Genomic DNA, 25,084 nt, shown 5'->3' with positions numbered 1-25,084 from the left:
TGGTAAAGCCATCCATGAGCCCTTCGAGGCGTTCTGCCCGGCTGCACGTGCGGCTCAGTCAATAACGTCTGATCGCTCAAGTTCTCCAGCATGAAACTTGATCGCCAGGAAGATCAGCGGTAGATAAGCGACAACCAGAGCCCACGTTCCATCCCATCCATATAGAACAACACCGAGTGCAATGGGCAACAACCAAACGATATTAATGGCCGCCACCGCCAACGTCACTGGCAGGTGTCTACCGAACTTGCGTGAAGCAAACTGATAGGCATGACTGCGATGCGCTTCGTAGACCTTATCGCCCCGTAGCAGGCGGCGCACCAGAGTGAACGTTGCATCAACCACAAACACACCCAACAAAATCAACCAGGCCCAGAAAAACGATGATTGAACCCAACCGGCCTGAATCGCAAAACAACCCAAGATAATGCCCAGAAATCCGCTTCCGGCATCCCCCATGAAAATTTTGGCAGGTGGGAAATTCCAAACCAGGAACGCGCTCACCGCAGCAGCTAAGAGCAGCGGTAACCAAATCATGTCCTGATGACCACTCAACGCAAAGAGCAAACAGCCACCAAGGCACGCGCAGATGGCTTCAACACTGGCAATCCCATCTATACCATCCATAAAATTATAGAGGTTGAGCATCCAGACCAGAAACACAGCGGCCAGAATATTCCCGATCAGCCCCAGATGCAGTTCCCAGCCGAACACCGTCAGCGGGCCAAGTCCGTCCATCCAGAACAACGCCCAGATCGCTGATGCGAAATGGCCAGTCAGGCGCCAGCGGGCAGCGATATGGCCATGATCATCCATAAAACCCAGTACGGCTACCAGCGCGCCGGCTCCTCCCATTGCGATCAACGTATGGGCCGAAACCAAATCCAGCCACCCCAAAACAGGAGTCACCGCCAGAAACGCCAGCACGATTGCAACACCACCACCGCGTGGCGTGGGAATCGAATGCGAACTGCGCGCATTCGGGATATCCATAATGCTTCGCGAAAGCGCATAACGCCTAAGTACAGCAGTCATCAAAAATGAGGTTAATGCAACAACAAGAACAATCCACCCTTCACTCATTTCTTTTCATTTTCCATGTAATCCGAGGCAGTGAGCCTCAACGCCTGTTCCACTGACAATGGCGGCGTCCACCCCAGAACGGCACGCGTTTTGGCGATATCAACCTGCAATGAACCACACAACCGTTGAGACAAGCTGCGCTTGCCTAGCATGCGGGCAGCGGCATTCAGTAAAACGGCAGGGACGGGAAGCAGACGCGCCGGCCTTTCCAACGCTGATGCCATCTTGCGTAACAGGGCGGTGGTGGACAAATCTTCGCCATCGCTGACCATAAAGGTCTGGTTGGCAGCCGCCGGATGACTCAGACACAGAACGGTCAGATCAACCAGGTTATCCAACGCTACAAGGCTGCGAGCGTTATGAATGGCGCCAAAAGGCAAAGGTAACCCCTTATGCAGCCAACGCATCATGCTCAGAAAATTAGCTTTCACACCTGGCCCATACACCAGTACGGGGCGAATGATCACCACCTCCATACCCGTCGTTAGGGCCAACTCCCGAAGGCGCTGCTCGGCTTCCATCTTTGAAACCCCGTAAGGGTCTACCGGGTTGCCTGGCTGATCAGCAGTAAACGGCACACCGGGCTCGGTGCCTTCGCCGTTGACCTTGATCGAGCTGAGAAACACAAAGCGACGTACCCCAGCCTCCGCAGCCTGACGCGCCACGTTAAGCGTGCCTTCGACATTGACCACGCGGAATGCGTGAAGGGGGTTAGCTTCCAAGTCGTTCATGACGTGAACACGAGCGGCGCAATGGACCACTGCGTCCACCCCAGACAGTTCCGCCGAGAAACTCGCCGTTGCAAGGTCCTCGAATCGAACCACCCGCTCGGCCGTTGCGCAGGTAAGATGACGGCCCCTTGCGGCAACAGTGACACGAGTGTCAGCACGAGCGGCTAACACTTGAACCAACCGGCTGCCGACAAATCCCGAAGCTCCAGTGACGAAAATGTGCACGTAAAGCTCCTTGCCTACGACTTAGACCAAACAGTGCGATTAATATAATCAGTATAACTGTGCACAATACGCACGACTTTCTTGGATACAGCACCGCCAAGATAATCATCGACCACCGCAAGCGCCCGCTCGCCACGAACATGTTGCGTGGTGACGATACGCACCGAATCAAGAACGCGCTCGGCTCTCAACCCACACATTATCAGCGTGCCTGCATCCATGCCCTCTGGTCGCTCATGAGCATTGCGGATGGTGACTGCCGGCAAGTTCAGCAACGAGGCTTCTTCGGTGATAGTACCGCTGTCGGACACCACGCAAAACGCCTCCATCTGCAATTTGATGTAGTCGAGCAGGCCAAACGGCTTTACGAAGCGAATCAGCGGATGATCCAGAGACTCGCCCAGTGCCTCAAGGCGCTTGCGGGTGCGAGGGTGAGTAGAGACGATGACCTGATAGTGGTATTCGTCTGCCAGTGCCTTCAGTGAACCGAGCAAATCCTTCAAATTGTCTGGGGTATCAACGTTTTCCTCACGGTGCGCGCTGACAATAAAATATTGCCCCGCGACCAGCCCTTCTCGAACCAGAACATCCGATGCTTCAATTTTGGGCATGTAATGCTGCAAGACTTCCGCCATATGCGACCCGGTCTTGATAATGGTCTCGGGACGCACACCTTCATCCAGTAAATAACGACGTGCATGCTCGGTGAGTACCATATTGATATCACTCAAATGGTCCAGCACTTTGCGGTTGAGTTCCTCGGGTACACGCTGGTCGAAACAGCGATTCCCCGCCTCCATGTGGAATACCGGGATTTTTCGACGTTTGGCGGATATAACCGCCAGACACGTATTCGTATCCCCGTAGAGCAACAGGGCGTCGGGTTTTTCCAACTCAAAAAGCGCGTCTGATTTGGCGATCACCTCTGCAATTGTCTGAGCCGCAGTTTCGCCAACGGCGCCTAAAAAGTGGTCGGGCTTGCGAATGTCCAGCTCGTCAAAAAACACTTGATTAAGCTCATAGTCATAATTCTGGCCCGAGTGAACCAAAATATGCTGAGTCTGTTTATCGAGTTCTGCGATCACCCGACTCATCTTAATAAGTTCCGGGCGAGTACCGACTAGCGTCATGACCTTAAGCATTGAGCTGCTCCTGAATAAACTCCAACTTCAACAACAGCGTTTTAACACCTTCGACGTCCAAACGTTCTGTATTATGGGAGGTGTAATCATCCAACTCGGAAATATGCGTTTCGCCTTCGACAAAGTACTTCTCATAATTCAAGTCGCGATTATCCGCCGGAATCCGATAGTAGCGCCCCATGTCCTCGGCCTTGGCCATTTCCTCCCGCGAAATCAGCGACTCATAAAGTTTCTCACCGTGTCGAGTGCCAATAACTTTAATCGCATTTAAACGCTTGAACAGTTCTTTCAGCGCTTGCGCCAAATCCTCTACCGTAGAGGCCGGAGCCTTTTGCACGAAAATATCGCCTTGCTCGGCAAACTCGAAAGCATGCAACACCAAGTCCACGGAGTCTTCCAGCGACATCAAGAAGCGGGTCATATTGGGATCGGTAACCGTCAATTCGCCGCCTTGTTTCAGCTGATTGACGAACAACGGGATGACCGAACCCCGCGAGGCCATGACATTGCCGTAACGCGTGGAGCAAATAACCGGGCCGCCTTGTGGGATCATTCTGGACTTGGCAACCACCAGCTTTTCCGCCATAGCCTTGGAAATACCCATGGCGTTGATCGGGTACACCGCTTTGTCAGTGCTCAACACCACGACACGTTCTACATTGTTCGCAATGGCCGCGTTGAGCACGTTCTCTGTACCCAGAACGTTGGTTTTGACAGCCTCCATTGGGTAAAACTCACAGGACGGAACCTGCTTGAGTGCCGCCGCGTGAAAGATATAATTGACGCCCACCATGGCTTGGGAAATGCTCGCGTAGTCACGCACATCACCAATATAGAACTTGACTTTGTCATTGCCCAACGCAATGCGCATATCTTCCTGTTTTTTCTCGTCGCGACTGAATACCCGAATTTCTTTTACTTGGGTGTCGAGAAAGCGCTTTAAAACGGTATTACCGAAAGAACCAGTGCCACCGGTAATCATCAAAATTTTGTTATCAAACATAAAACCTCCTAATTTATCGCTGTGCGCGCATAAACTGAATCAGCTCCGGCCATGACGGCGGATTATAACCCACGGCCTCCCGAAAGCGCGTCGAGTCAAGGGAACGATCGATCGCTAATTGGTTATCGGGAATAATATCGATATTTTTCTGGTAGACCTTAGCGATTTCGGTCAGCAGCGTAAATTTATCAATTGGTTTGGCAGAGACGTGATAAAGACCGGATAACTCTGGTTTTGGCAGTACAAACTCAGCGATGATACGAGCCAGCTCTACGGTAGGCACACCGGAAAAAATAGCTTTCGTGAAGCCCTTTACCGAACCTTCCTGGGACAGAAACCAGTCGACCAGAGATGCACTACTTGCTAACTCATGGCCAATAATCGAAGTGCGCAACGTTATCGCATGAGGCTGATCATTCACCTCACCAATGAATTTGGATTTACCGTAAAGGTCCACTGCATCCGACGTATCGGATTCGAGGTACATGCCCTTCGTTCCAGTAAATACGCAGTCGGTACTGATATGAATCAGCCGTGCGTTAATCAATTGGCATAACTTGGACAGGCGATGCGGCAGCATTGAATTGAGCGGCAGCGTCGACAGGGGATCTTTGGCTTGGGCTAATTGCTTGATCAGGCCGACACAGTTGATCACCACGTCAGGACGGTTTTTTTCAAACACCGCTACCAAAGACTCGTAATCCAAAACATCAACATCCGAATAAAAGCAGCACGCGTGCTTCTCTTCGAAGTAATTGGCCCCGCCTTTGCCACGCATAGTACCGAAAACGCTATGTGAAGTGTGATTGGAAATGTACTTGAACACGGTACTTCCAAGCATTCCCGTCACGCCCAGCACTAATATTTTCATGATTGATCTCTAAGAGTTGGCAATACGGTTTTCAATAATTTGTACCAATCGATGGCATTGCGTCTTCATTTCGTAATTGTCACAGAAAAACCTGAATGCCGCCGCTCCGTAGGCGGCTCTTTTTTCCGGCGTAGCCTCGTAGAGCGCCTCAATGTTCTTGGCCAGCGCTGCGGCATCCTCTGCTTGCGAACATAAGCCAGCCCCCGCCTGGGCCAAAATCCTGGCCCCTTCGCCATCCAGAGCAGCCAGAATAGGCTTGCCTGCTGCCATATAGGCTTGGATCTTACTGGGTATGGTCAATGCGAATATCTCTTCTCGCTTGAGTGTCACCAGTAACGCCCCACTTTTTGCGAACAATTCGGGCATAGCTGAGGAGGGCAAACGGCCTACGAGTTCCAGATTGTGCAGATGGTGCTGGCGTTTTTGTTCCTGCATCCAATCCAAACGGCTACCACTGCCCACCACGACAATCTTGCAATCCAGGTGCACCAGAGCCTTGGCGGCATCGACAATAGTCTCCAAGGACTGTGCAAACCCAAGGTTCCCGGCAAAGACCACGCAAAAATTCGACAGCAATAACTGGCGGACCTCAAGCGGCACGCCATCAACAGCATTCGCTTGCGTGGCTGCAACGCGGTAAGAGTTGGGGTAGTAGACGAGCTTGTCTTTCGCCACGTACTTGGACGCAGAGGAAATGAACGCTTCAGATTGAACCAGGACCGTGTCCGCCCGTGCGTAGATAAAACGCACCAAGACACCTATTGCCTTCAACAGCATTGGATTTTTGATAAACCCTGTTGCCTTGAGCGTTTCCGGCCACAAATCCTGCACCCAAACCATCAAGTGAGCCTTGCTGGAACGTTTTAACACGATGGCAGGAATAGCTGCTGTAATCGGCGAAACCGCAAAAACGATGATTGCGTCAAATTGCTTACCAGCGTTTTGTTTCGGGAAGTACCTAACGCCATTTGCCACAAAGGAAAGGTAGTTGAGAAGCAAGTTTTTAGCGCCACCTGACTTTCTGGGCCTCAACGGAACCCTATGAACTTTTACTCTGTCCTTGTAGATCTGCTCACTACAAGCAGTGGAGTCATAACCTTTGTAGGTATCGCCTTCGGGATAATTAGGTTGTCCTGTAAAGACTTCAACAGTGTGCCCGAAGCACGCCAACTCCTCGGCAACATCATTGATAATGAAGCTCTCAGGATAAAAATACTGAGTGACAATCGCTATATTCAAAGACATATCATCCCACACTATCAAATCGGGACTTAAGCGCTTTAGGCCCCTGAAGAATAACTGACTTGACAAATGACAACATGGCAACCCAGCGATTAATTGAAATATCAAATACAGGGGTCCGATTAGACAGCTCAACAAACCGCTTTGATGTTTCAACGATATCAAACGATTTGGCTTTTTGCCGATGTTTATCAGAAACTTCGCTGTATCCCTCAGGACTCATACTATGTAACATCTCGATTGTTTCCCGAATCCCTACTCTCACTGTAGTCGCTGACACTTCGTTGTAGGAATACCCTGAGACATCCGAAAATAGACCACACGTCAGCGGTAACTCTATGGATTCAATGCCCACCACCGAAGGAATACCGGCTGCAGATGCTTCAATGATCGTCGTACCAGAGCCCACGAAACAAAACGCGCCGTCGAAAATGCTGGGGAGCTCGGCATACTCCACTTCGCCCATAAAGTGCACATAATCACTGACACCGCATGTCTCAGCCAGCGAGATAAGCGCAGCGTGCTCTGGACCGGCGCCGTAGATAAAATACTCAAAATTTGCACGTTTACGAAGCTCTGACAGCTGTGCGATGACATGCTTATTATAAACTTTAAAATCGACTAAACGGCCTATGGAAACGATGCGCAGAGACGACTGAAGTGGCTGACGAGTACTATAGCTTTCAAAGGATACCCCCAGCGGCAATACATCCAGCGTCGCCACATCGACATTAGAAAGCGCCGCTGCCATCTCCGCGGTTCGCTCATTAGGAAACAGCGTCAAGTGGACGTTTTTATCATACAATTCGAGCATTTTCTTTCTGAAATATATATTTCGACCCCGCCACCAACTGATTTCCATAGAGTGATAGATACCAATACTAAGGAAAGTGAACTTCAACCGCGCCTTATTCAAAAAAACATAAGCCAACGTTAACACGTCCACCACATGCACGACATCGTATATAACCGGATCCTTTGGCACGGGCAACAGCGCATTTATCCAACTGGACGCAGGAAAAAATGGCAGATGTTCTACGATATTGACTGTAGCGTAATTAGACAACTCATTGAACAGGCCTGCGTCATACTTATTCGAAAGTAATGTAACTGTTACATTACACCCGGACTGACTGAGGTATTTAGACAACCTGACAACATAGGTCTCAACGCCACCAATGGCCAAGCCACCCAATACAAGCAAAATATTCTTCATACACTCACCGAGAAAAATTATAAAAAATCAAAAAAATTTCAGAACCGCCCGTCCACCTTAAATTGCTGCTCAGATTCAAATAAAGTGCACCGAGGGCGTAGACAGCGACAATCAAGAAGCCATTTCTCTTGCCAAAAAGATGCACTGCAATCATAGGCAACAGTATATATTCAAACATTGATATACTCGCGTACCCGCGACCTGCAAGAATTGCAAAGTCGCCCAAGACAATTCGCAAGAACGTCGCGCAATAAAAAACGCAAAAAACGAGATTGAAAGTGGGATAGCTTACCTCCAGCTTTTTCCACCACACCCACCCAGCTATAATCAGAAGTAAATTCTTAATATTGACCATATCAAAAAGTGGCAATGCGTAGCCGTACTTTTCAGTGGTTAGATATGAGTCAATTTTTTCACTGATAAAACTGATGAACGCCATTTGCCGCAACAACCATTTCGAGTCAACAAAGGATGTCATCAAAACAAGAACTACCGTGAGCAACAGATACATCACGCGTGTTGGCCTGAGCATATACAACACGACAGGAACTATAAAAAAAGCCGACGACACGTGTACAGTCATCGCCAGCGCAAGATAAAACGCCAACAGCATATATTGTTTTTTATGAAGATACGTCGCGGCTAAAAATACTATGCCAGAGGCTATCCCCAGACGTATCGCGTTCAAGTCCTTCGCAAGATAAAAATGCGTAAAGTAAATCAGCATACCCAAGGCAAAGTAAGGAGAGAAATACCGAATACTCCTGACATTGAAACTTATCGCCGCCAGTGAACTGACCCCAAATAAAATATAAGAGTTTCTCGCTAACGCCGCGAGCGTTGAGAGAAGCATAAAGAAACCGAATTCGATATTAAATGTTGTATAGCTGTAATCACAATAAATATTGCTGCATTCCAAAATTGAAGGAATTTCATGCAGCATTGTCAGGTAAGCAAGATCGTCATTGCCCACACCGGCCACCCTGAAGGTTGCCAATAGGAAAAGCGGCACCCCCATCAGAGCAGAAACAACCGCTTGCGGCAGTTTCTGTTCACCCAGTATGTCCCACGCGGCGACGATGACCAGAAATCCGAATACGAGATACAGCGGGAGAAAAAACTGCATGCCCATCAGTTACGTGCCCAATAAATAAAACCGGCCATCGAAATCATAAAGTATATGATATATGCTAGCATGTAAGCATACATGACACCGTGCACCCCACCCACTTCGCGCCCTACAGTAAATGTCAAGCCGATAAAAAGTAGCGCCTGCAGCACTTCAGCCAAGATATATAGTTTCGTTGCCGCCTTCGCCACCGCGACGAAACCAACAACATAAGCAGAGACTTTAAAAAAATCGCCAATCAACTGATAAATTATATAGCCTTCCAATTCATGAAATTCGGAAGATAATAATGCTGGGATAAAAAAACTACGCCCAAAATAAAGAACACTACCGCCAGCTAAGAAAGCCGCCATTACCAATAGAAGAAATTTCACTACCTGGGCTTTAACCGCTGCTTTATCTTGAGTCGATGACACCAGCGGCATGTAATATGATGCTAAAAAAACGCTGAAAAAACCAATATACGCGCTCGAGAGCTTGATACTCCCTTGCCAAATTCCCGCCTGGGCATAGCCCACCTGCGTTATTAGCGATTCCCTGATGATTATTTCGACCACTGGAAACATTAAGGCGCTGACAAGCAGCATCAATCCGAATCGGGAAAAATTCCTGCCAAGTGTTATATCAAACTTCTGCCACTTGACCATTCTGAAAATCGACATCCTCCTCAGAAAAAACAAAGAAATGAGCGCGGGCATGGTAAACAATGACACCATTGCCATCGCTGCACCAGACACACCCCATGCAGAAATTAACCACCAGATTATGGGGAGCACAAGAATATTGGAAATAACCTGAACGCTGGCGTTTACCTTCAGTTTCCCTAGACCGTTAAAAAAACCGGAGAACAAAATATTGAACGCAAATACAAATTGAGCAAAGGCCAGCACTATAACAATCCAGAAGTCTTCACGCCGCCCGAATATTAGCGTCGAAATTTTTTCTGAAAAAACAAGCAGAAAAACAAACGCCACAAGGCAAAAACCCAAGGCGTAGAATATTGACGTCGAGAACAATTTGTACATTTTAAAATGACTTTCTTTAAACTCCGCGACGTACTTGATTACGCCGTGGCTTATACCGCCCCCTGCCAGCAACACAGCGATAGATACCAAGCTCATGAAATGACCCAGCTTGCCGAGGCCATCCGCCCCCATGTACACAGCGATTAATTTTAGTAAACAGAAGCCAACCAATATCTTTGACGCTTGAGCAGCGCTTGTAAAAAAAGCGCCGATCAGCATACCTCGGTTTGAGCCATCCAACTTACCGGCCGAGGGCATTAACTGCACCTATCACGGAATTGATAACATGCTGGATCTCAGCCTCTGTCATACCATGCCAGACAGGCAAACGAATAAGACGCTCGCTTTCCCTGGTAGTAAAACGGTCTTCACCGTTGAATCGACCGAGCAAAACACCTGCAGGCGCGCTGTGAAGTGGAACATAATGAAAAACCGCCCCCACGCTGGCATCCTTCAAATGGCTGAGAACTGCCCCGCGTGCAGCGATATCTTTTACTTTGATATAAAACATATGCGCATTGGCCACACAGCCATTTGGAATGGTCGGAACTTCAATCAGTCCCGTCGCCGCCAACTCTGCGAAGGCCGTACGGTAGTGCTGCCAAATACTGAGTCTAGAATCATTAATGAGCGTCGCGTATTCTAATTGCCCAAATAAATAAGCGGCCTGCAATTCCCCCGGCAAATAACTACTACCAATATCAACCCATGTATATTTATCAATCATACCTCTAAAGAACTGGCTGCGATTAGTACCCTTTTCCCTAATGATTTCGGCGCGACCAATAAAGCGCTTATCATTGATTAACAACAAACCACCTTCACCGCCACTGGTGTAGTTTTTTGTTTCATGAAAACTATAAGCAGCCAAATGCCCGATGGTCCCTAGCCAACGCCCTTTATAAGTCGACATCATGCCCTGAGCAGCATCTTCCACGACAAACAAGTCATGTCGCTGCGCAATATCCATGATCACATCCATGTCACAGGCAACACCGGCATAATGAACGGGCACAATCGCCTTAGTTTTTGTAGTGATCGCCGCTTCGATAAGCGTTTCATCAATATTCATTGTGTCTGGCCGAATATCTACAAAAACAATCTTCGCGCCTCGAAGTACAAATGCGTTAGCAGTACTTACAAAGGTATAGCTTGGCATGATGACTTCGTCACCCGGCTGTATATCTATCAAGATAGCAGCCATTTCGAGCGCTTGAGTGCACGAAGGTGTCAATAACGCTTTTTCACAAGAGAATGTTTTCTCAAACCAACGCTGACAACCAATGGTAAACTCACCGTCACCAGACATCTTGGCACTGCGCATGGCACGTATTACATATTGATCTTCGTTACCCGTATAGGGTGGTTTATTAAATGGAATCTGCATCGCGCTCACCGTAAAATTCTTTTGCTTACTGGGCTTAAGCCAAATATTGCTTAAAGACAAGACCCGCAAATAGAATTGATCGCGAGCCGATTAATTGCTGCCTCGGCATTTGTTCGAACACAAAACTGGAGGAGTTTTCACACAGATATGAGGGTATTCACAGTAGCAGATCGCCGGCCGAATCCCGCCTAACTACTAGCACTGAAAACGCAAGACGCCAGCTATCGTTGATGGGCTGCATTTTACCCGATAACCGGTGCGCTTTGAACCTTGACGTGGCGCTTTTATAACGCCAACCCTAGGCAATCTATCCGCAACTGACTGATTTTTATGAAGAAAATCCTAAGCTCAAGGTATCGATTAACTCGACTGAGCAAGAGGAAGGGCGCGCTTTCAGTAGAGCCCCTCCAAATAATGCGGGCCTCACTTGACGATTACCCGGAAGGAAAATAGCCCCCTACACAACCCATAGGGAGAAGCGGTCGCGAGGAGGAACTTTATCCGCGCGCAGCCGACGCTCGCTTATTACGGCGGACACTGGCTGCCAATACGCAAAAAAAGGGACCTATCAACAACCCGACGATTAGCGCAGCGACGACATAAACGGCCACTGGCAGTTGCATGGTGGCCCACCCCAGGAACGAAAGAGAGACGCCTTGTTGGTTCTCCAACACAAAAGCTGCAACCATCAGTGCAACAGCTAGCACTACCAACATCAGAAAAACACGTTTAATCCCACGCATGACTTACTCCCACCCTAAAGCCACTCAGACGCCTTCTTCCTCATCTTCATTCACCCGATCCCGCAGTTCCTTCCCCGGCTTGAAATGAGGCACAAATTTCCCATCCAGACTTACCGATTGCCCAGTCTTAGGATTGCGCCCTACCCGTGGCGCACGATAGTGCAGCGAAAAACTCCCAAATCCACGGATCTCAATCCGATCCCCGGTAGCCAGGCACTGGGACATTTGCTCAAGCATGGTCTTAATAGCCAACTCCACATCCTTGGATGAGAGCAGCCCTTGATGGGTGACAATTCGTTCGATCAACTCCGACTTCGTCATATTTTTCCCTTCTTTTTCAAGCAGCTAGGAAAAGCGCTTCGAAGGTTTTAGCATGACTTGATGAATTTGAACAGCCCATGCATAAACTTATCTGCTGGTTAAATAAACACCTGAATAGAACACAAAACCTCTCAATTGCATATGACGAGCATCTTGCGAGTAACCGCGCCGGCGGGGTTCCAGCCGAACAGGTAGTCGCCCTCCTCATCCTTGGCGTCGCTGGATCGAGTGATGACCTTATAGCCCTGCATCTTGCATTCACGAGCGGCGCGCCTCTCGCACTTATCCCAGCCGTTGCCAAGACCGGAGCAGTCGACCTCTATGCCGCTGACGCCGCGCCTAGCGTGAGTTTTGGCGCTGGTGACTGAGCAGCCTGCAAGCATTACCACTGCGAATATTACGATAAGCTTGTTCATTGAAATCCTTATTAAAACAACAACAAAACGGGCAACGCTTTTACCAAGACTATAGTCAGTTCTGACCCCGAGCTAAATGCCTTGGTTCTCGCTTGTTGATTCAACAAATTGCAGGCACAAAAAAGGGCGACCGAAGTCGCCCTTTTTACAGCCTTACAGAACTTAGTTCTGCTTAGCCATAGCTTCGCGCAGCAGGGAGGCCATAGTGGTCTCGCCTTGTGCAGCTTCCGGAGCCGATTTCAGGCTCTGGATTGCTTCTTTCTCTTCCACTTCGTCTTTGGACTTGATGGAGAGCTGGATTACGCGGCTCTTGCGGTCAACGCTGATGATCTTGGCTTCTACTTCCTGACCTTCTTTCAGAACGTTGCGCGCATCTTCAACGCGGTCACGGCTGATTTCGGAGGCTTTCAGAGTCGCTTCGATATCGTCGGCCAGAACGATGATGGCGCCTTTAGCGTCAACTTCTTTCACAGTGCCTTTAACGATGGCGCCCTTGTCGTTCTCTTGAACGTACTCGGAGAACGGATCGCTTTCCAGTTGCTTGATGCCCAGGGAGATGCGCTCGCGCTCTGGGTCAACCGACAGGATAACGGTGTCCAGCTCGTCGCCCTTCTTGAAACGACGAACAGCTTCTTCGCCAACTTCGTTCCAGGAGATGTCGGACAGGTGAACCAGGCCGTCGATGCCGCCGTCCAGACCAATGAAGATACCGAAATCGGTGATCGACTTGATGGTGCCGGAGATTTTATCGCCCTTGTTGAACTGGCCAGAGAAATCTTCCCATGGGTTAGATTTGCACTGCTTGATGCCCAGGGAGATACGACGACGCTCTTCGTCGATGTCCAGAACCATAACTTCCACTTCGTCGCCGACTTGTACGACTTTCGAAGGGTGGATGTTCTTGTTGGTCCAGTCCATTTCGGAAACGTGTACCAGGCCTTCCACGCCTTCTTCCAGCTCAGCGAAGCAGCCGTAGTCGGTCAGGTTGGTTACACGCGCGGTAACGCGAGTGCTTTCTGGATAACGGGCTTTGATAGCAACCCATGGATCTTCACCCAGTTGCTTCAGGCCCAGGGAAACACGGTTGCGTTCGCGATCGTATTTCAGAACCTTGACATCGATCTCGTCGCCAACGTTGACGATTTCGGAAGGATGCTTGATACGCTTCCAAGCCATGTCGGTAATGTGCAGCAGGCCATCGACGCCACCCAGATCGACGAATGCGCCGTAATCGGTGAGGTTCTTGACGATACCTTTGACTTGTTGGCCTTCCTGCAGGGATTCCAGCAGAGCTTCACGCTCGGCGGAGTTTTCTGCTTCCAGGACGCTGCGACGGGAAACGACAACGTTGTTGCGCTTCTGGTCGAGTTTGATGACCTTGAATTCGAGTTCCTTGCCTTCCAGGTGCGTGGTGTCGCGCACTGGACGAACATCGACCAAAGAACCTGGCAGGAACGCACGGATGCCGTTAACGTCGACAGTGAAGCCGCCTTTAACCTTACCGTTGATAACGCCCTTGACCACTTCTTCAGCTGCGAAGGCTGCTTCGAGAACAATCCAGCATTCAGCGCGCTTGGCTTTTTCACGGGACAGCTTGGTTTCACCGAAACCGTCTTCAACCGAGTCCAGAGCAACGTGAACTTCGTCACCGACATTGATTGTCAGATCGCCAGCATCGTTGTAGAACTGTTCCAGCGGGATCAGAGCTTCAGACTTCAGACCAGCGTGAACGGTTACCCAGCGAGCTTGGTAATCGATATCAACGATAACACCGGTGATGATGGAGCCTGCCTGAAGGTTCAGGGTTTTTAGGCTTTCTTCAAAGAGTTCCGCAAAGCTTTCGCTCATTTTAATTCCTGTTGATAAGGGCGAAGAATACGCCCATCTCCACACCCCAGACGGTGTGGGTCAGTTTCAGTTAAAAGAAGCCACCGCAGGACTATGACTGGTCCCCTGCGGCCTTCTTGATCACCCGGCGATATCGCGAATGGCGATTTCGCTCAAGATGCGTTCCAGCACCTGCTCGATGGACAGCTCCGTGGAATCCAGCTGGATGGCATCAGCCGCCGGCTTTAGCGGGGCTACTGCGCGCTGGGTATCACGCTCATCGCGTGCACGGATCTCATCTAGCAGACTCGACAGACTAACACCATCGACTTTGCCCTTCAACTGCAAGTAGCGGCGGCGAGCCCGTTCCTCGGCGCTGGCTGTCAGGAAAATCTTCAGCGGCGCCTCGGGAAATACCACCGTGCCCATGTCGCGACCGTCGGCCACCAGGCCCGGAGGTTCCTGAAAAGCCCGCTGACGCTGCAGCAGCGCATCACGCACCGCCGGCAGCGCGGCAACCTGGGACGCCCAGGAGCCGACCTGCTCGTTGCGCAGATCATCGGTCACATCATCACCTTCGAGGATGATGCGCTGGGGATGGCCTTCCGTCGCCCCAACGAACTGCACATCAAGGTGCGCCGCCAGTAGCTTCAGAGACTCTTCGTTGGTCAGGTCGACGCCATGATTACGTGCGGCAAATGCCAGCAGGCGATAGAGCGCGCCGGAATCCAGCAGGCACCAGCCCAGGCGCTTGGCCAGGATGCCGGCGATCGTGCCTTTGCCCGAGCCGCTTGGCCCGTCGATGGTAATCACCGGAGCTTTGATATTCACAATTGAGCCTCTTGGGCAACACGCATGCCGACATGGGCACACAGTGTAAGAAAGTTCGGAAAAGACGTAGCAACATTGGCGCAGTCATGGATACGAATCGGCGCCGTTGCCCGCAGGGAAGCGACGCTGAACGCCATGGCAATGCGGTGATCGCCGTGGGCGTGTACATCACCGCCGCCTATCGGGCCGCCGTCAATGATAATCCCATCAGGGGTCGGTTCACACTTCACCCCCAGCGCCAGCAGACCGTCGGCCATCACCTGGATTCGGTCGGACTCCTTCACACGCAACTCTTCAGCGCCACGCAAAACGGTCCGGCCCTCAGCGCAGGCCGCCGCCACAAACAGCACTGGAAACTCATCGATAGCCAACGGCACCAGCGCTTGAGGAATCTCGATACCCTTCAGCGCAGCCGCACGTACACGCAGGTCAGCAACCGGCTCGCCACCCACTTCGCGTGGGTTTTCCAGGGTGATATCGGCGCCCATCAACCGCAGAATATCGATCACACCGGTTCGGGTCGGATTGATTCCCACGTGCTCCAGCAACAACTCGGAGCCTTCGGCAATCGAAGCGGCCACCAGGAAGAACGCCGCTGAAGAAATATCCCCCGGCACTTCAATGTGGGTCGCTGTCAGTACATGGCCCGATTCCAGCGATACGGTAGCGCCCTGCACTGCCACCGGATAACCAAACCCGCGCAACATGCGCTCAGTATGGTCGCGGGTCGGCGCAGGCTCCGTCACCGCGGTGACGCCTTTGGCGTACAACCCGGCAAGCAACAGACAGGACTTGACCTGAGCACTGGCCATCGGCAGCGCATAATTCATGCCTTTCAACGATTGCCCACCACGGATGGTCAGCGGCGGACATCCTTGCGGGCCTGTCTCGATCAACGCCCCCATTTCCCGCAAGGGCTTGGCCACGCGATTCATCGGGCGCTTGGACAGCGACGCGTCGCCCGTCAACACGCTGTCGAAACTTTGCGCCGCCAGCAACCCGGCCAACAAGCGCATGGACGTACCGGAGTTCCCCAGATAAATCGGCCCCGGTGCAGCCTTCAAACCATGCAAACCCACGCCATGAATGGTCACGCGCCCATGGTGCGGGCCCTCGATGACCACCCCCATGTCGCGAAACGCCTGCAAGGTGGCCAAGGCATCTTCACCTTCAAGGAAACCTTCGACTTCGGTCACGCCTTCAGCCAACGAACCCAGCATGATCGACCGATGGGAGATCGACTTGTCGCCCGGCACGCGGATACGCCCGCTCAAGCGACCGCCCGGGTTGGCGATGAAGGTCAGCTCATCGGCATTCACAGCTGTTTCCATATAGGCCCGGCGCGCCAGGATCTTGCTGAAGTGCTCTCGCGCCACTCGTGCACGCGTAAACACGCCCAATAATTGATGGCCGTCCCCCGCATCGACCGCGTCGCGCAAAGCGTCGAGGTCACTGCGAAAAGTGTCCAGAGTGCGCAACACCGCTTCGCGATTGGCGAGGAAGATGTCGTGCCACATCACCGGATCACTGCCGGCAATCCGCGTAAAGTCGCGAAAGCCACCGGCGGCGTAACGGAAAATATCCAGGTTCTCGTTGCGCTTGGCCAAAGAATCCACCAGGCCGAACGCCAGCAAATGCGGCAGATGGCTGGTCGCAGCCAAGACCTCGTCATGACGCTCGACCTGCATATGCTCGACATCCGCTCCCAGCTCACGCCAGAGACGATCTACCACCGCCAACGCGGCCGGATCGGTTTGCGCCAACGGCGTGAGGATCACTTTATGCCGACGGAACAACTGCGCATTGGACGCCTCCACCCCGCTCTGCTCGGAGCCTGCAATCGGATGGCCCGGCACAAAGCGCGCAGGCATGCCGCCAAAGGCCAGTTGCGCGGCGCGCACCACATTGCCCTTGGCACTGCCGACATCCGTGAGAATCGCGCCGCCCAACTCCATGCCGGCCAGCAACGCCAACAGTTTTTCCATGGCCAGGATCGGCACGGCGAGCTGGATCACGTCGGCGCCCTGGCATGCGAACGCCAGGTCGGCCTCACACCGATCCACCACCCCCAACTCAACGGCCAGCTTGCGCGATTGCGGGTCCAGGTCCACACCGACCACTTCGCCGCATAGCCCGCTTTCGCGTAGGCCTTTGGCGAAGGAGCCGCCGATCAACCCCAGGCCGACCACCACCAGGCGACCGATCATAGGCACAACAGGTTGCAATGCAGTGACATCAACCACGAGCCAGAACCTTGGCCAGCGCCTCCAGGAAGCGGCTGTTTTCAGCCGGCAAACCGATGGTGATGCGCAGGTGGTTCGGCATACCGTAGTTGGCCACCGGACGCACGATCACGCCTTCACGCAACAGCCCCTGGAACACCGGGGCCGCCACCTGGCCGAGGTCGACGCAAATGAAGTTGCCCTTGGACGGAATCCAGCCCAGGCCCAAATCACGGAAGCCATCCTGCAACTGCAACATGCCGCTTTCATTAATGCGTCGACCTTCTGCCAGGTACTCGGCATCTTTCAACGCCGCACACGCCGCCGTCAGGGCCAGGCTGTTGACGTTGAACGGTTGGCGCACGCGGTTCAGCACATCAGCCACCACCGCCGTGGACAAACCATAACCAACGCGCAACGACGCCAGGCCATAGGCCTTGGAGAAGGTGCGCGACACCAGCAGGTTCGGGTAGGCCGCCAGGAAGTCCAGCCCATCCGGCAGGTCGCTGCCTTCGGCGTACTCGATGTAGGCCTCATCCAGCACCACCAGCACATGCTCCGGCACGTCTTGCAGGAATTCATTCAGCGCCGCTGCATCAAACCAGGTACCGGTCGGGTTGTTCGGGTTGGCGATAAACACTACGCGCGTCTGGGCATCGATGGCCGCCAGCATCGCGGGCAGATCGTGGCCCCAGTCTTTGGCAGGAATCACGCGGGCTTGAGCGCCAACGGCCTGGGTGACGATCGGATAAACCGCAAACGCGTGCTCGCTGAACACCGCATTCAGGCCCGGCGCCAGGTAGGCACGGCCGACCAGCTCGAGGATGTCGTTGGAGCCATTACCCAGGGTCACCTGGTTCAGCTCGACACGACACTTTTGCGCCAGCAGCGATTTAAGAGCAAAACCATTGCCGTCCGGGTAGCGGGTCAGCTCGGCCAGCTCTTCACGAATCGCCACCAACACTTTGGGGCTCGGGCCGAGCGGGTTCTCATTGCTGGCTAGCTTGACGATCTTTGAAGGATCCAGGTTCAACTCACGCGCCAGCTCGTCCACAGGCTTGCCCGGTACGTAAGGCGACAGTTGTTGCACGCCCGGCTGAGCCAGGGCGAGGAAGTTGCCACTCATGTTAACGCCTCACAAAACCGCTTTCGGGTAAGAACCGAGCACCTTGAGCGCCACGGCTTCCTGACTTATTTTCTCCAGCACGCCCTTGACCAGCGGGTCGCGGTGATGGCCGATGAAATCAATAAAGAACACGTAGGTCCATTTACCGCTGCGCGAAGGCCGCGTCTCGATGCGTGTCAGGTCAATCCCGTTGTCGTGGAATGGCACCAGCAACTCATGCAACGCGCCGGGCTTGTTGCTCATGGAGACAATGATCGACGTCTTGTCATCGCCGGTCGGCGGCACTTCCTGGCTGCCGATCATCAGGAAACGCGTGGAGTTGTCCGGGCGGTCCTCGATTTTCTCGGCCAGGCGCGTCAGCCCGTAAAGGCCCGCCGCCATATCACCGGCGATCGCCGCCGAATTCCACTCACCCTTGACCCGCTTGGCCGCTTCGGCATTGCTGGACACCGCCACCCGCTCGACATTCGGATAATGGGCGTCCAGCCACTTGCGGCACTGAGCCAGGGATTGGGCATGGGAATAGATACGACTGATGCTGTCGGTCTTGGTGTTCTCCCCCACCAACAAGTGATGGTGGATACGCAACTCGACTTCGCCACAGATCACCATGTCGTGCTCGAGGAAGCTGTCCAGCGTGTGGTTGACCGCGCCTTCGGTGGAGTTTTCCACCGGCACTACGCCAAAATTCACCGCGCCGGCCGCCACTTCACGGAACACTTCGTCGATGGCTGCCATCGGCTTGCTGATCACCGCGTGGCCAAAGTGCTTCATGGCCGCCGCCTGGGTGAATGTGCCCTCGGGCCCGAGGTAGGCGACCTTGAGCGGCTGTTCCAGGGCCAGGCACGAAGACATGATTTCACGGAACAACCGCGCCATTTCTTCGTTGCCCAACGGCCCCTTGTTGCGCTCCATCACCCGCTTGAGTACCTGGGCTTCACGCTCGGGACGGTAGAACACCGGCACCTCACCTTCCGCCAGGGACGCCATCTTCACCCGCGCCACTTCCTGGGCGCAGCGCGCGCGCTCACTGATCAGTTCCAGGACTTTCTCGTCCAGGCTGTCAATGCGCACGCGCAGGGCCTTGAGCTCTTGTTCAGACATTAGCCGTGTTCCTTTTCGAACTCTGCCATGTAGGCAACCAGCGCGTTGATCGCGTGAATGTCGACGGCGTTATAGATGGAGGCACGCATGCCGCCCACCGAGCGGTGGCCCTTGAGGTTCAGCAGGCCGCGCTCGTCGGCGCCGGCCAGGAACGGCTTGTCCAGGCGGTCGTCCGCCAGGCGGAACGGTACGTTCATCCATGAGCGGTCGGTGAGGTTGATCGGGTTGCTGTACAGGCCGCTGGCGTCGATAAAGTCGTACAGGACGCGCTTTTTCTCTTCGTTGAGCTTGCCCATGGCCGCCACGCCGCCCTGCTCCTTGAGCCATTCGAACACCAGGCCCGACAGGTACCAGGCGAACGCCGGCGGCGTGTTGTACATCGAGCCGTTATCGGCCGCGACCTTGTAGTTGAGCATGGTCGGGCACAGCGAGCGCGCGCGGCCCAGCAGGTCTTCGCGGATGATATTGACCAGGATGCCGCTAGGGCCGATGTTCTTCTGCGCGCCGGCATAGATCATGCCGTACTTGGAGACGTCGATCGGGCGCGAAAGGATGTCCGAGGACATGTCGCACACCAGCGGCACGTCCCCCACTTGCGGCACCCAGTCGAACTCCAGGCCACCGATGGTTTCGTTCGCAACGTAGTGCACGTAGGCCGCGTCCTTCGATAGCTTCCACTCGTTCTGACCGGGAATGGCGAAGTAGTCGTAGGGCTTGGCGGTGCCTGCCACGTTGACATGCCCGTAGCGCGACGCTTCTTCGATGGCCTTCTGGCCCCAGATACCGGTATCGATATAGTCGGCGGTGCCGCCTTCCGGCAACAGATTCAGCGGGATTTGCGCGAACTGCTGGCTGGCGCCGCCTTGCAGGAACAGCACTTTGTAGTTCGATGGGATGCCCAGCAAGTCGCGCAGATCCTGCTCGGCCTTGGTGGCAATGGACACGAACTCATCGCTGCGATGGCTCATTTCCATCACGGAGAGGCCTTTTCCATGCCAGTCGAGGAGTTCACCCTGCGCACGCTGCAGGACTGCTTCAGGAAGCGCCGCGGGACCGGCACAGAAGTTATAGGCTCTCTTGCTCACATCCAATCTCACTCTGATCTGGTGGGGTGGTGCAATAAACGGGTATTCAATACTTTCATAAGGGACAAACAACAAGGGGGCGAATCTTCATCCGCCCCCTGTGTGCCCGCTTATTCCTGCGGTTCTTCTTCGTCTGCGGCAGCGTCGAGGGTCGGCTCGTCGACGTTGTCATCGCCTGCTGCGATCACCTCGCCTTCAAACGCTTCCCCTTCCAGCTCTTCGCCTTCGACTTCCGATGGTTCCTGGACGCGCTCCAGGCCTACCAGTGTTTCGTCGCTAGCCAGCTTGATCAGCGTCACGCCCTGGGTGTTACGGCCCAGGCTCGACACTTCGGCCACACGAGTACGTACGAGGGTGCCCTGGTCGGAAATCAGCATGATCTCCTCGCCATCGAGCACCTGCACCGCGCCGACCAGACGACCGTTGCGGTCGTTGCTGACCATGGCGATAACGCCCTGGCCGCCACGCTTGTACTCCGGGAACTCGCTGATAGCGGTGCGCTTGCCATAACCGCGCGCCGAAGCGGTGAGGATCTGGCTGCCTTCTTCCGGAATCAGCATCGAAATCAGCTTCTGCCCTTCCGGCAGGCGCATGCCACGCACACCGCGGGCAGTACGGCCCATGGCGCGAACGTCGGATTCCTTGAAGCGCGTGACTTTGCCGCCGTCGGAGAACAGCATGACTTCGCGCTCGCCGTCAGTGATGGCTGCGGAGATCAGCACGTCGCCTTCATCCAGCTCCAGGGCGATCAAGCCCACGCTGCGCTGGCGGCTGAAGGACTCCAGCGGGGTCTTCTTCACGGTGCCTTTGGCGGTCGCCATGAAGATGAAGTGACCTTCGGTGTACTCCTCGACCGGCAGCATGGTGGTGATGTATTCATCGCTGTCCAGCGGCAGCAGGTTGACCAACGGACGACCACGGGCGGCACGGGAGGCCTCCGGGATTTCGTAGGTCTTGAGCCAGTACACCTTGCCCTTGCTGGAGAACAGCAGCAGCGTGGTGTGGCTGTTGGCGACCAGCAGGTGAGCGATGTAGTCCTCATCCTTCACGCCAGTAGCCGATTTACCCTTACCACCACGACGCTGAGCCTGGTACGCGGCCAGCGGCTGGGTCTTGGCGTAGCCACCGTGAGAGATGGTCACTACGCGCTCTTCTTCCGGGATCATGTCACCCAGGGTCAGGTCGAGGCGCGCATCGAGGATTTCGGTGCGGCGCACGTCGCCGTATTCGGCGCGGATCACTTCCAGTTCTTCGCGGATCACTTCCATCAGGCGCACGGCGCTGTTGAGGATGCGGATCAGCTCGCCGATCTGGTTGAGAATCTCCTGGTACTCGGCCAGCAGTTTCTCGTGTTCCAGGCCGGTCAAGCGGTGCAGACGCAGTTCCAGGATGGCCTGGGCCTGTTCCGGCGACAGGAAGTACTTGCCGTCACGCAGGCCGTATTGCGGATCCAGGGTCTCCGGACGGCAGGAATCGGCGCCGGCACGTTCAACCATCGCCACTACGGCGCTGGATTCCCATGGCATCTTGATCAGCGCTTCCTTGGCTTCCGACGGCGTCGGCGAAGCTTTGATCAGGGCGATCACCGGGTCGATGTTCGACAGCGCAACCGCCTGGCCTTCCAGGATGTGGCCGCGTTCGCGAGCCTTGCGCAGTTCAAACACGGTACGGCGGGTGACCACTTCGCGACGGTGACGCACGAAGGCTTCCAGCAGATCCTTGAGGTTCAGGATGCGCGGGCGACCGTCGATCAGCGCGACGACGTTGATACCAAACACGCTTTGCAGCTGGGTCTGGGCGTAGAGGTTGTTGAGGATCACCTCCGGCACTTCGCCACGACGCAGCTCGATCACCACGCGCATACCGTCTTTGTCGGACTCGTCGCGCAGCTCGGTGATGCCTTCGAGCTTCTTCTCTTTAACCAGCTCGGCGATCTTCTCGATCAGGCGCGCCTTGTTCAACTGGTACGGCAGTTCGGTGATGACGATCTGCTGGCGACCACCGACCTTGTCGATGTCTTCGATGATCGAGCGGGCGCGCATGTAAATGCGGCCACGGCCGGTGCGGTAGGCTTCGATGATGCCGGCGCGACCGTTGATGATCGCGGCGGTCGGGAAGTCCGGGCCAGGGATGTACTGCATCAGCTCATCGACGGTCAGCTCGGGGTTGTCGATGAGGGCCAGGCAACCGTCGATGACTTCACCGAGGTTGTGCGGCGGGATGTTGGTGGCCATGCCCACGGCGATACCGCTGGAACCGTTGACCAGCAGGTTGGGGATCTTGGTGGGCATTACAGCCGGGATCATTTCGGTGCCGTCGTAGTTCGGCACCCAGTCCACGGTTTCTTTATGCAGGTCGGCCAGCAGCTCGTGCGCCAGCTTGGTCATGCGCACTTCGGTGTATCGCATGGCCGCGGCGTTGTCGCCGTCGACCGAACCGAAGTTACCCTGGCCGTCTACCAGCAGGTAGCGCAGGGAAAACGGCTGGGCCATCCGAACGATGGTGTCGTACACCGCAGTGTCGCCGTGAGGGTGATACTTACCGATCACGTCACCGACAACACGGGCAGATTTCTTGTACGGCTTGTTCCAGTCGTTACCCAGCTCGCTCATCGCGAACAGCACACGCCGGTGCACGGGCTTCAAGCCATCGCGCGCATCAGGCAGTGCCCGACCGACAATTACGCTCATCGCGTAGTCGAGGTAGGACTGTTTCAGCTCGTCTTCGATATTGACCGGGAGGATTTCTTTGGCCAGTTCGCCCATGAGAAGCCTGATTCCTTTTTCGGGTGAAACCTCGTCACATCCATATGGGACGAACGAAGCTCGCCGCTGCCGACAGAGTGCCTGGCAACGACTTACGACAAATCAACGAGTTATGACACGGATCTGCGCGTTATAGGCCACCCCTTGGGGCAGCCCTGGAAACCGCCGGATGTTATCACAATCGCCGCCACGCACCTATCCCCCTGATGCGCATGGAGCATAGTAAGTTGACGGATGACAGGCTTGAGGGGGACGAGAGAGGCTCAGAGGTGGGGTGGTGCTGTTTTTTGAGGGTGGATCCGGGAGTTTTATTGACTTTAAGGGCCAATCGGGGGCAAGCCCCTCCCACACTTGAAGGGTGAACACAGTCAAAATGTGGGAGGGAGCTTGCTCCCGATAGTCATTTCACAGACACCACGGCCCTCAATGCAGGCGTTTACGGCACATCAGTTGGGCCAGCTTGGCAGTGTCGGGCCGTTCAACGATGCCTTTTTCGGTCACGATCACGTCAATGAGGTCGGCGGGGGTCACGTCAAACACCGGGTTGTAGGCGCTCACATCGGCAGCGAAACGCTGGCCGGCCACTTCCAGCAGCTCGCCCGCATCACGCTCTTCAAGGGCAACGTCATCGCCGGTCGCCATCATCAAGTCGAGGGTCGAACTCGCGGCCACCACCATAAAGCGCACACCGTGGTGCATCGCACACACGGCCAGTTGATACGTGCCGATCTTGCTGATGACGTCGCCATTGGCCGCGATGCAATCCGCGCCGACGATCACCCAGGTCACGCCCTTGGACTTGAGAATATGCGCACCGGCCGAGTCGGCATTGATCATGACCGGGATACCCTCGCCCACCAGCTCCCAGGCGGTCAGCCGTGAACCTTGCAACCACGGCCGGGTTTCGTTGGCGTAAACCTGCTCGACCATGCCTTCCAGGAACGCGGCGCGGATCACCCCCAGAGCCGTGCCCACGCCACCGCAGGCCAAGGCGCCGGCATTGCCGTGAGTGAGGATCGCCTGGGCATTGCCCTGGTGCTTGCGGATCAGCTCAACGCCAAGTTGAGCCATGGTCAGGTTGGCTTCGCGGTCGGTTTGGTGGATCGCAATCGCTTCGGCTTCGAGCAGCGCCAGCGGGTCGGCGTGTTTTGTGATGCGGTCCAGGCGGTCGCGCATGCGCTTGAGGGCCCAGAACAGGTTGGATGCAGTCGGACGGCTATCGGCCAGGAGTGCGTAGTCTTCTTCCCACGCAGCCTGCCAGTCACCGCCCTCTGCGATGCGTTCACGGGCGGCAAGCACCAGGCCATAAGCCGCGCTGATCCCAATGGCCGGCGCACCACGCACGACCATCGAACGAATGGCTGCAGCCACTTCGTCAGCCGTGGAGCAGGCCACCCAGCTTTCCCGGGACGGCAAGGCGCGCTGATCGAGCAGGTACAGCGTGCCGTCGCGCCAATCGATGGCCTTCACTTTCTCCGCAGCCAACAGTCGATCGCGCATCCCTTACTCCGCACTCATGAACAAAAGCCGCCGATTATAGCGATCCGCCAGCCAGGACGCTCGGGTATACTTCGCCCTTCTTTATATAGC

21 protein-coding genes are annotated in these 25,084 nt (G+C 54.5%); all 21 read right to left on the bottom strand.

The genetic code is table 11. The features are described from left to right. Positions 1–54: 54 nt before the first annotated feature. Positions 55–1,083: an MraY family glycosyltransferase gene (locus tag AB4O25_RS26580; protein WP_116079478.1), complete on the bottom strand. Its 1,029-nt coding sequence runs from the start codon at positions 1,081–1,083 to the stop codon at positions 55–57. Next, positions 1,080–2,039, bottom strand: a complete 960-nt coding sequence (locus tag AB4O25_RS26575) for a UDP-glucose 4-epimerase family protein (protein WP_135196689.1) — start codon at positions 2,037–2,039, stop codon at positions 1,080–1,082. Before AB4O25_RS26575 ends, AB4O25_RS26580 begins: the two co-directional genes overlap by 4 nt. A gap of 14 nt (positions 2,040–2,053) precedes the next feature. Continuing rightward, a complete protein-coding gene (gene wecB / locus AB4O25_RS26570; RefSeq protein ID WP_017526588.1) occupies positions 2,054–3,181 on the bottom strand; it encodes a non-hydrolyzing UDP-N-acetylglucosamine 2-epimerase in 1,128 nt (375 codons plus the stop codon). Next, positions 3,174–4,184 (bottom strand): polysaccharide biosynthesis protein, encoded by a 1,011-nt coding sequence (locus AB4O25_RS26565; protein WP_017526589.1) that lies wholly within the window; start codon positions 4,182–4,184, stop codon positions 3,174–3,176. Before AB4O25_RS26565 ends, wecB begins: the two co-directional genes overlap by 8 nt. A 13-nt stretch (positions 4,185–4,197) precedes the next feature. Beyond that, positions 4,198–5,055 (bottom strand): dTDP-4-dehydrorhamnose reductase family protein, encoded by an 858-nt coding sequence (locus AB4O25_RS26560; protein WP_017526590.1) that lies wholly within the window; start codon positions 5,053–5,055, stop codon positions 4,198–4,200. A 9-nt stretch (positions 5,056–5,064) separates the two neighbouring features. Further along, entirely contained in the window at positions 5,065–6,300 is a 1,236-nt protein-coding gene (locus AB4O25_RS26555) for a glycosyltransferase family 4 protein (RefSeq protein WP_017526591.1), read from the bottom strand. A gap of 1 nt (position 6,301) precedes the next feature. Further along, positions 6,302–7,513 carry a glycosyltransferase family 4 protein gene (locus AB4O25_RS26550; protein WP_158555753.1) on the bottom strand — a complete coding sequence of 404 codons (1,212 nt, stop codon included), beginning with the start codon at positions 7,511–7,513 and terminating at the stop codon, positions 6,302–6,304. A 4-nt stretch (positions 7,514–7,517) separates the two neighbouring features. Next, complete coding sequence (locus AB4O25_RS26545; RefSeq protein WP_460089587.1) at positions 7,518–8,645, bottom strand: EpsG family protein; 1,128 nt, start codon at positions 8,643–8,645, stop codon at positions 7,518–7,520. Further along, a complete protein-coding gene (locus AB4O25_RS26540; RefSeq protein ID WP_135196692.1) occupies positions 8,645–9,925 on the bottom strand; it encodes an O-antigen translocase in 1,281 nt (426 codons plus the stop codon). The genes AB4O25_RS26545 and AB4O25_RS26540 overlap by 1 nt, the downstream gene beginning before the upstream one ends. Then, positions 9,909–11,054: a dTDP-4-amino-4,6-dideoxygalactose transaminase gene (rffA, locus tag AB4O25_RS26535; protein ID WP_135196712.1), complete on the bottom strand. Its 1,146-nt coding sequence runs from the start codon at positions 11,052–11,054 to the stop codon at positions 9,909–9,911. Before rffA ends, AB4O25_RS26540 begins: the two co-directional genes overlap by 17 nt. A 497-nt stretch (positions 11,055–11,551) precedes the next feature. Further along, complete coding sequence (locus tag AB4O25_RS26530; RefSeq protein WP_017526596.1) at positions 11,552–11,797, bottom strand: lipopolysaccharide assembly protein LapA domain-containing protein; 246 nt, start codon at positions 11,795–11,797, stop codon at positions 11,552–11,554. A gap of 24 nt (positions 11,798–11,821) precedes the next feature. Further along, a complete protein-coding gene (gene ihfB / locus AB4O25_RS26525; protein ID WP_003218804.1) occupies positions 11,822–12,118 on the bottom strand; it encodes an integration host factor subunit beta in 297 nt (98 codons plus the stop codon). Positions 12,119–12,249: 131 nt separating this feature from the next. Then, entirely contained in the window at positions 12,250–12,534 is a 285-nt protein-coding gene (locus AB4O25_RS26520; protein WP_017526597.1) for a hypothetical protein, read from the bottom strand. A gap of 162 nt (positions 12,535–12,696) precedes the next feature. After that, positions 12,697–14,382 (bottom strand): 30S ribosomal protein S1, encoded by a 1,686-nt coding sequence (gene rpsA / locus AB4O25_RS26515; protein WP_016975322.1) that lies wholly within the window; start codon positions 14,380–14,382, stop codon positions 12,697–12,699. Between the two features lie 120 nt (positions 14,383–14,502). Then, positions 14,503–15,192 (bottom strand): (d)CMP kinase, encoded by a 690-nt coding sequence (gene cmk, locus AB4O25_RS26510; protein ID WP_003172653.1) that lies wholly within the window; start codon positions 15,190–15,192, stop codon positions 14,503–14,505. Beyond that, positions 15,189–17,399, bottom strand: coding sequence for a bifunctional prephenate dehydrogenase/3-phosphoshikimate 1-carboxyvinyltransferase (locus AB4O25_RS26505; RefSeq protein ID WP_116079482.1), 2,211 nt, complete (start codon positions 17,397–17,399; stop codon positions 15,189–15,191). The genes cmk and AB4O25_RS26505 overlap by 4 nt, the downstream gene beginning before the upstream one ends. 28 nt (positions 17,400–17,427) lie before the next feature. Next, positions 17,428–18,540 (bottom strand): histidinol-phosphate transaminase, encoded by a 1,113-nt coding sequence (gene hisC / locus AB4O25_RS26500; protein WP_017526599.1) that lies wholly within the window; start codon positions 18,538–18,540, stop codon positions 17,428–17,430. 9 nt (positions 18,541–18,549) lie between these two features. Further along, a complete protein-coding gene (pheA, locus tag AB4O25_RS26495) occupies positions 18,550–19,644 on the bottom strand; it encodes a prephenate dehydratase (RefSeq protein ID WP_003172650.1) in 1,095 nt (364 codons plus the stop codon). Beyond that, the gene (gene serC / locus AB4O25_RS26490; protein WP_460150163.1) at positions 19,644–20,729 is read right to left on the bottom strand and encodes a 3-phosphoserine/phosphohydroxythreonine transaminase; all 1,086 of its coding nucleotides are present in this window, start codon (positions 20,727–20,729) and stop codon (positions 19,644–19,646) included. The genes pheA and serC overlap by 1 nt, the downstream gene beginning before the upstream one ends. A gap of 110 nt (positions 20,730–20,839) precedes the next feature. Continuing rightward, the gene (gene gyrA / locus AB4O25_RS26485; RefSeq protein WP_017526601.1) at positions 20,840–23,494 is read right to left on the bottom strand and encodes a DNA gyrase subunit A; all 2,655 of its coding nucleotides are present in this window, start codon (positions 23,492–23,494) and stop codon (positions 20,840–20,842) included. Between the two features lie 423 nt (positions 23,495–23,917). After that, positions 23,918–24,994, bottom strand: a complete 1,077-nt coding sequence (gene mtnA, locus AB4O25_RS26480) for an S-methyl-5-thioribose-1-phosphate isomerase (RefSeq protein ID WP_017526602.1) — start codon at positions 24,992–24,994, stop codon at positions 23,918–23,920. Positions 24,995–25,084 lie beyond the last annotated feature (90 nt).

Source organism: Pseudomonas sp. S3_A03, assembly GCF_054668275.1.
Note: the sequence above shows the minus strand (reverse complement) of the source record. Positions and strands in the feature narration are given on the sequence as shown.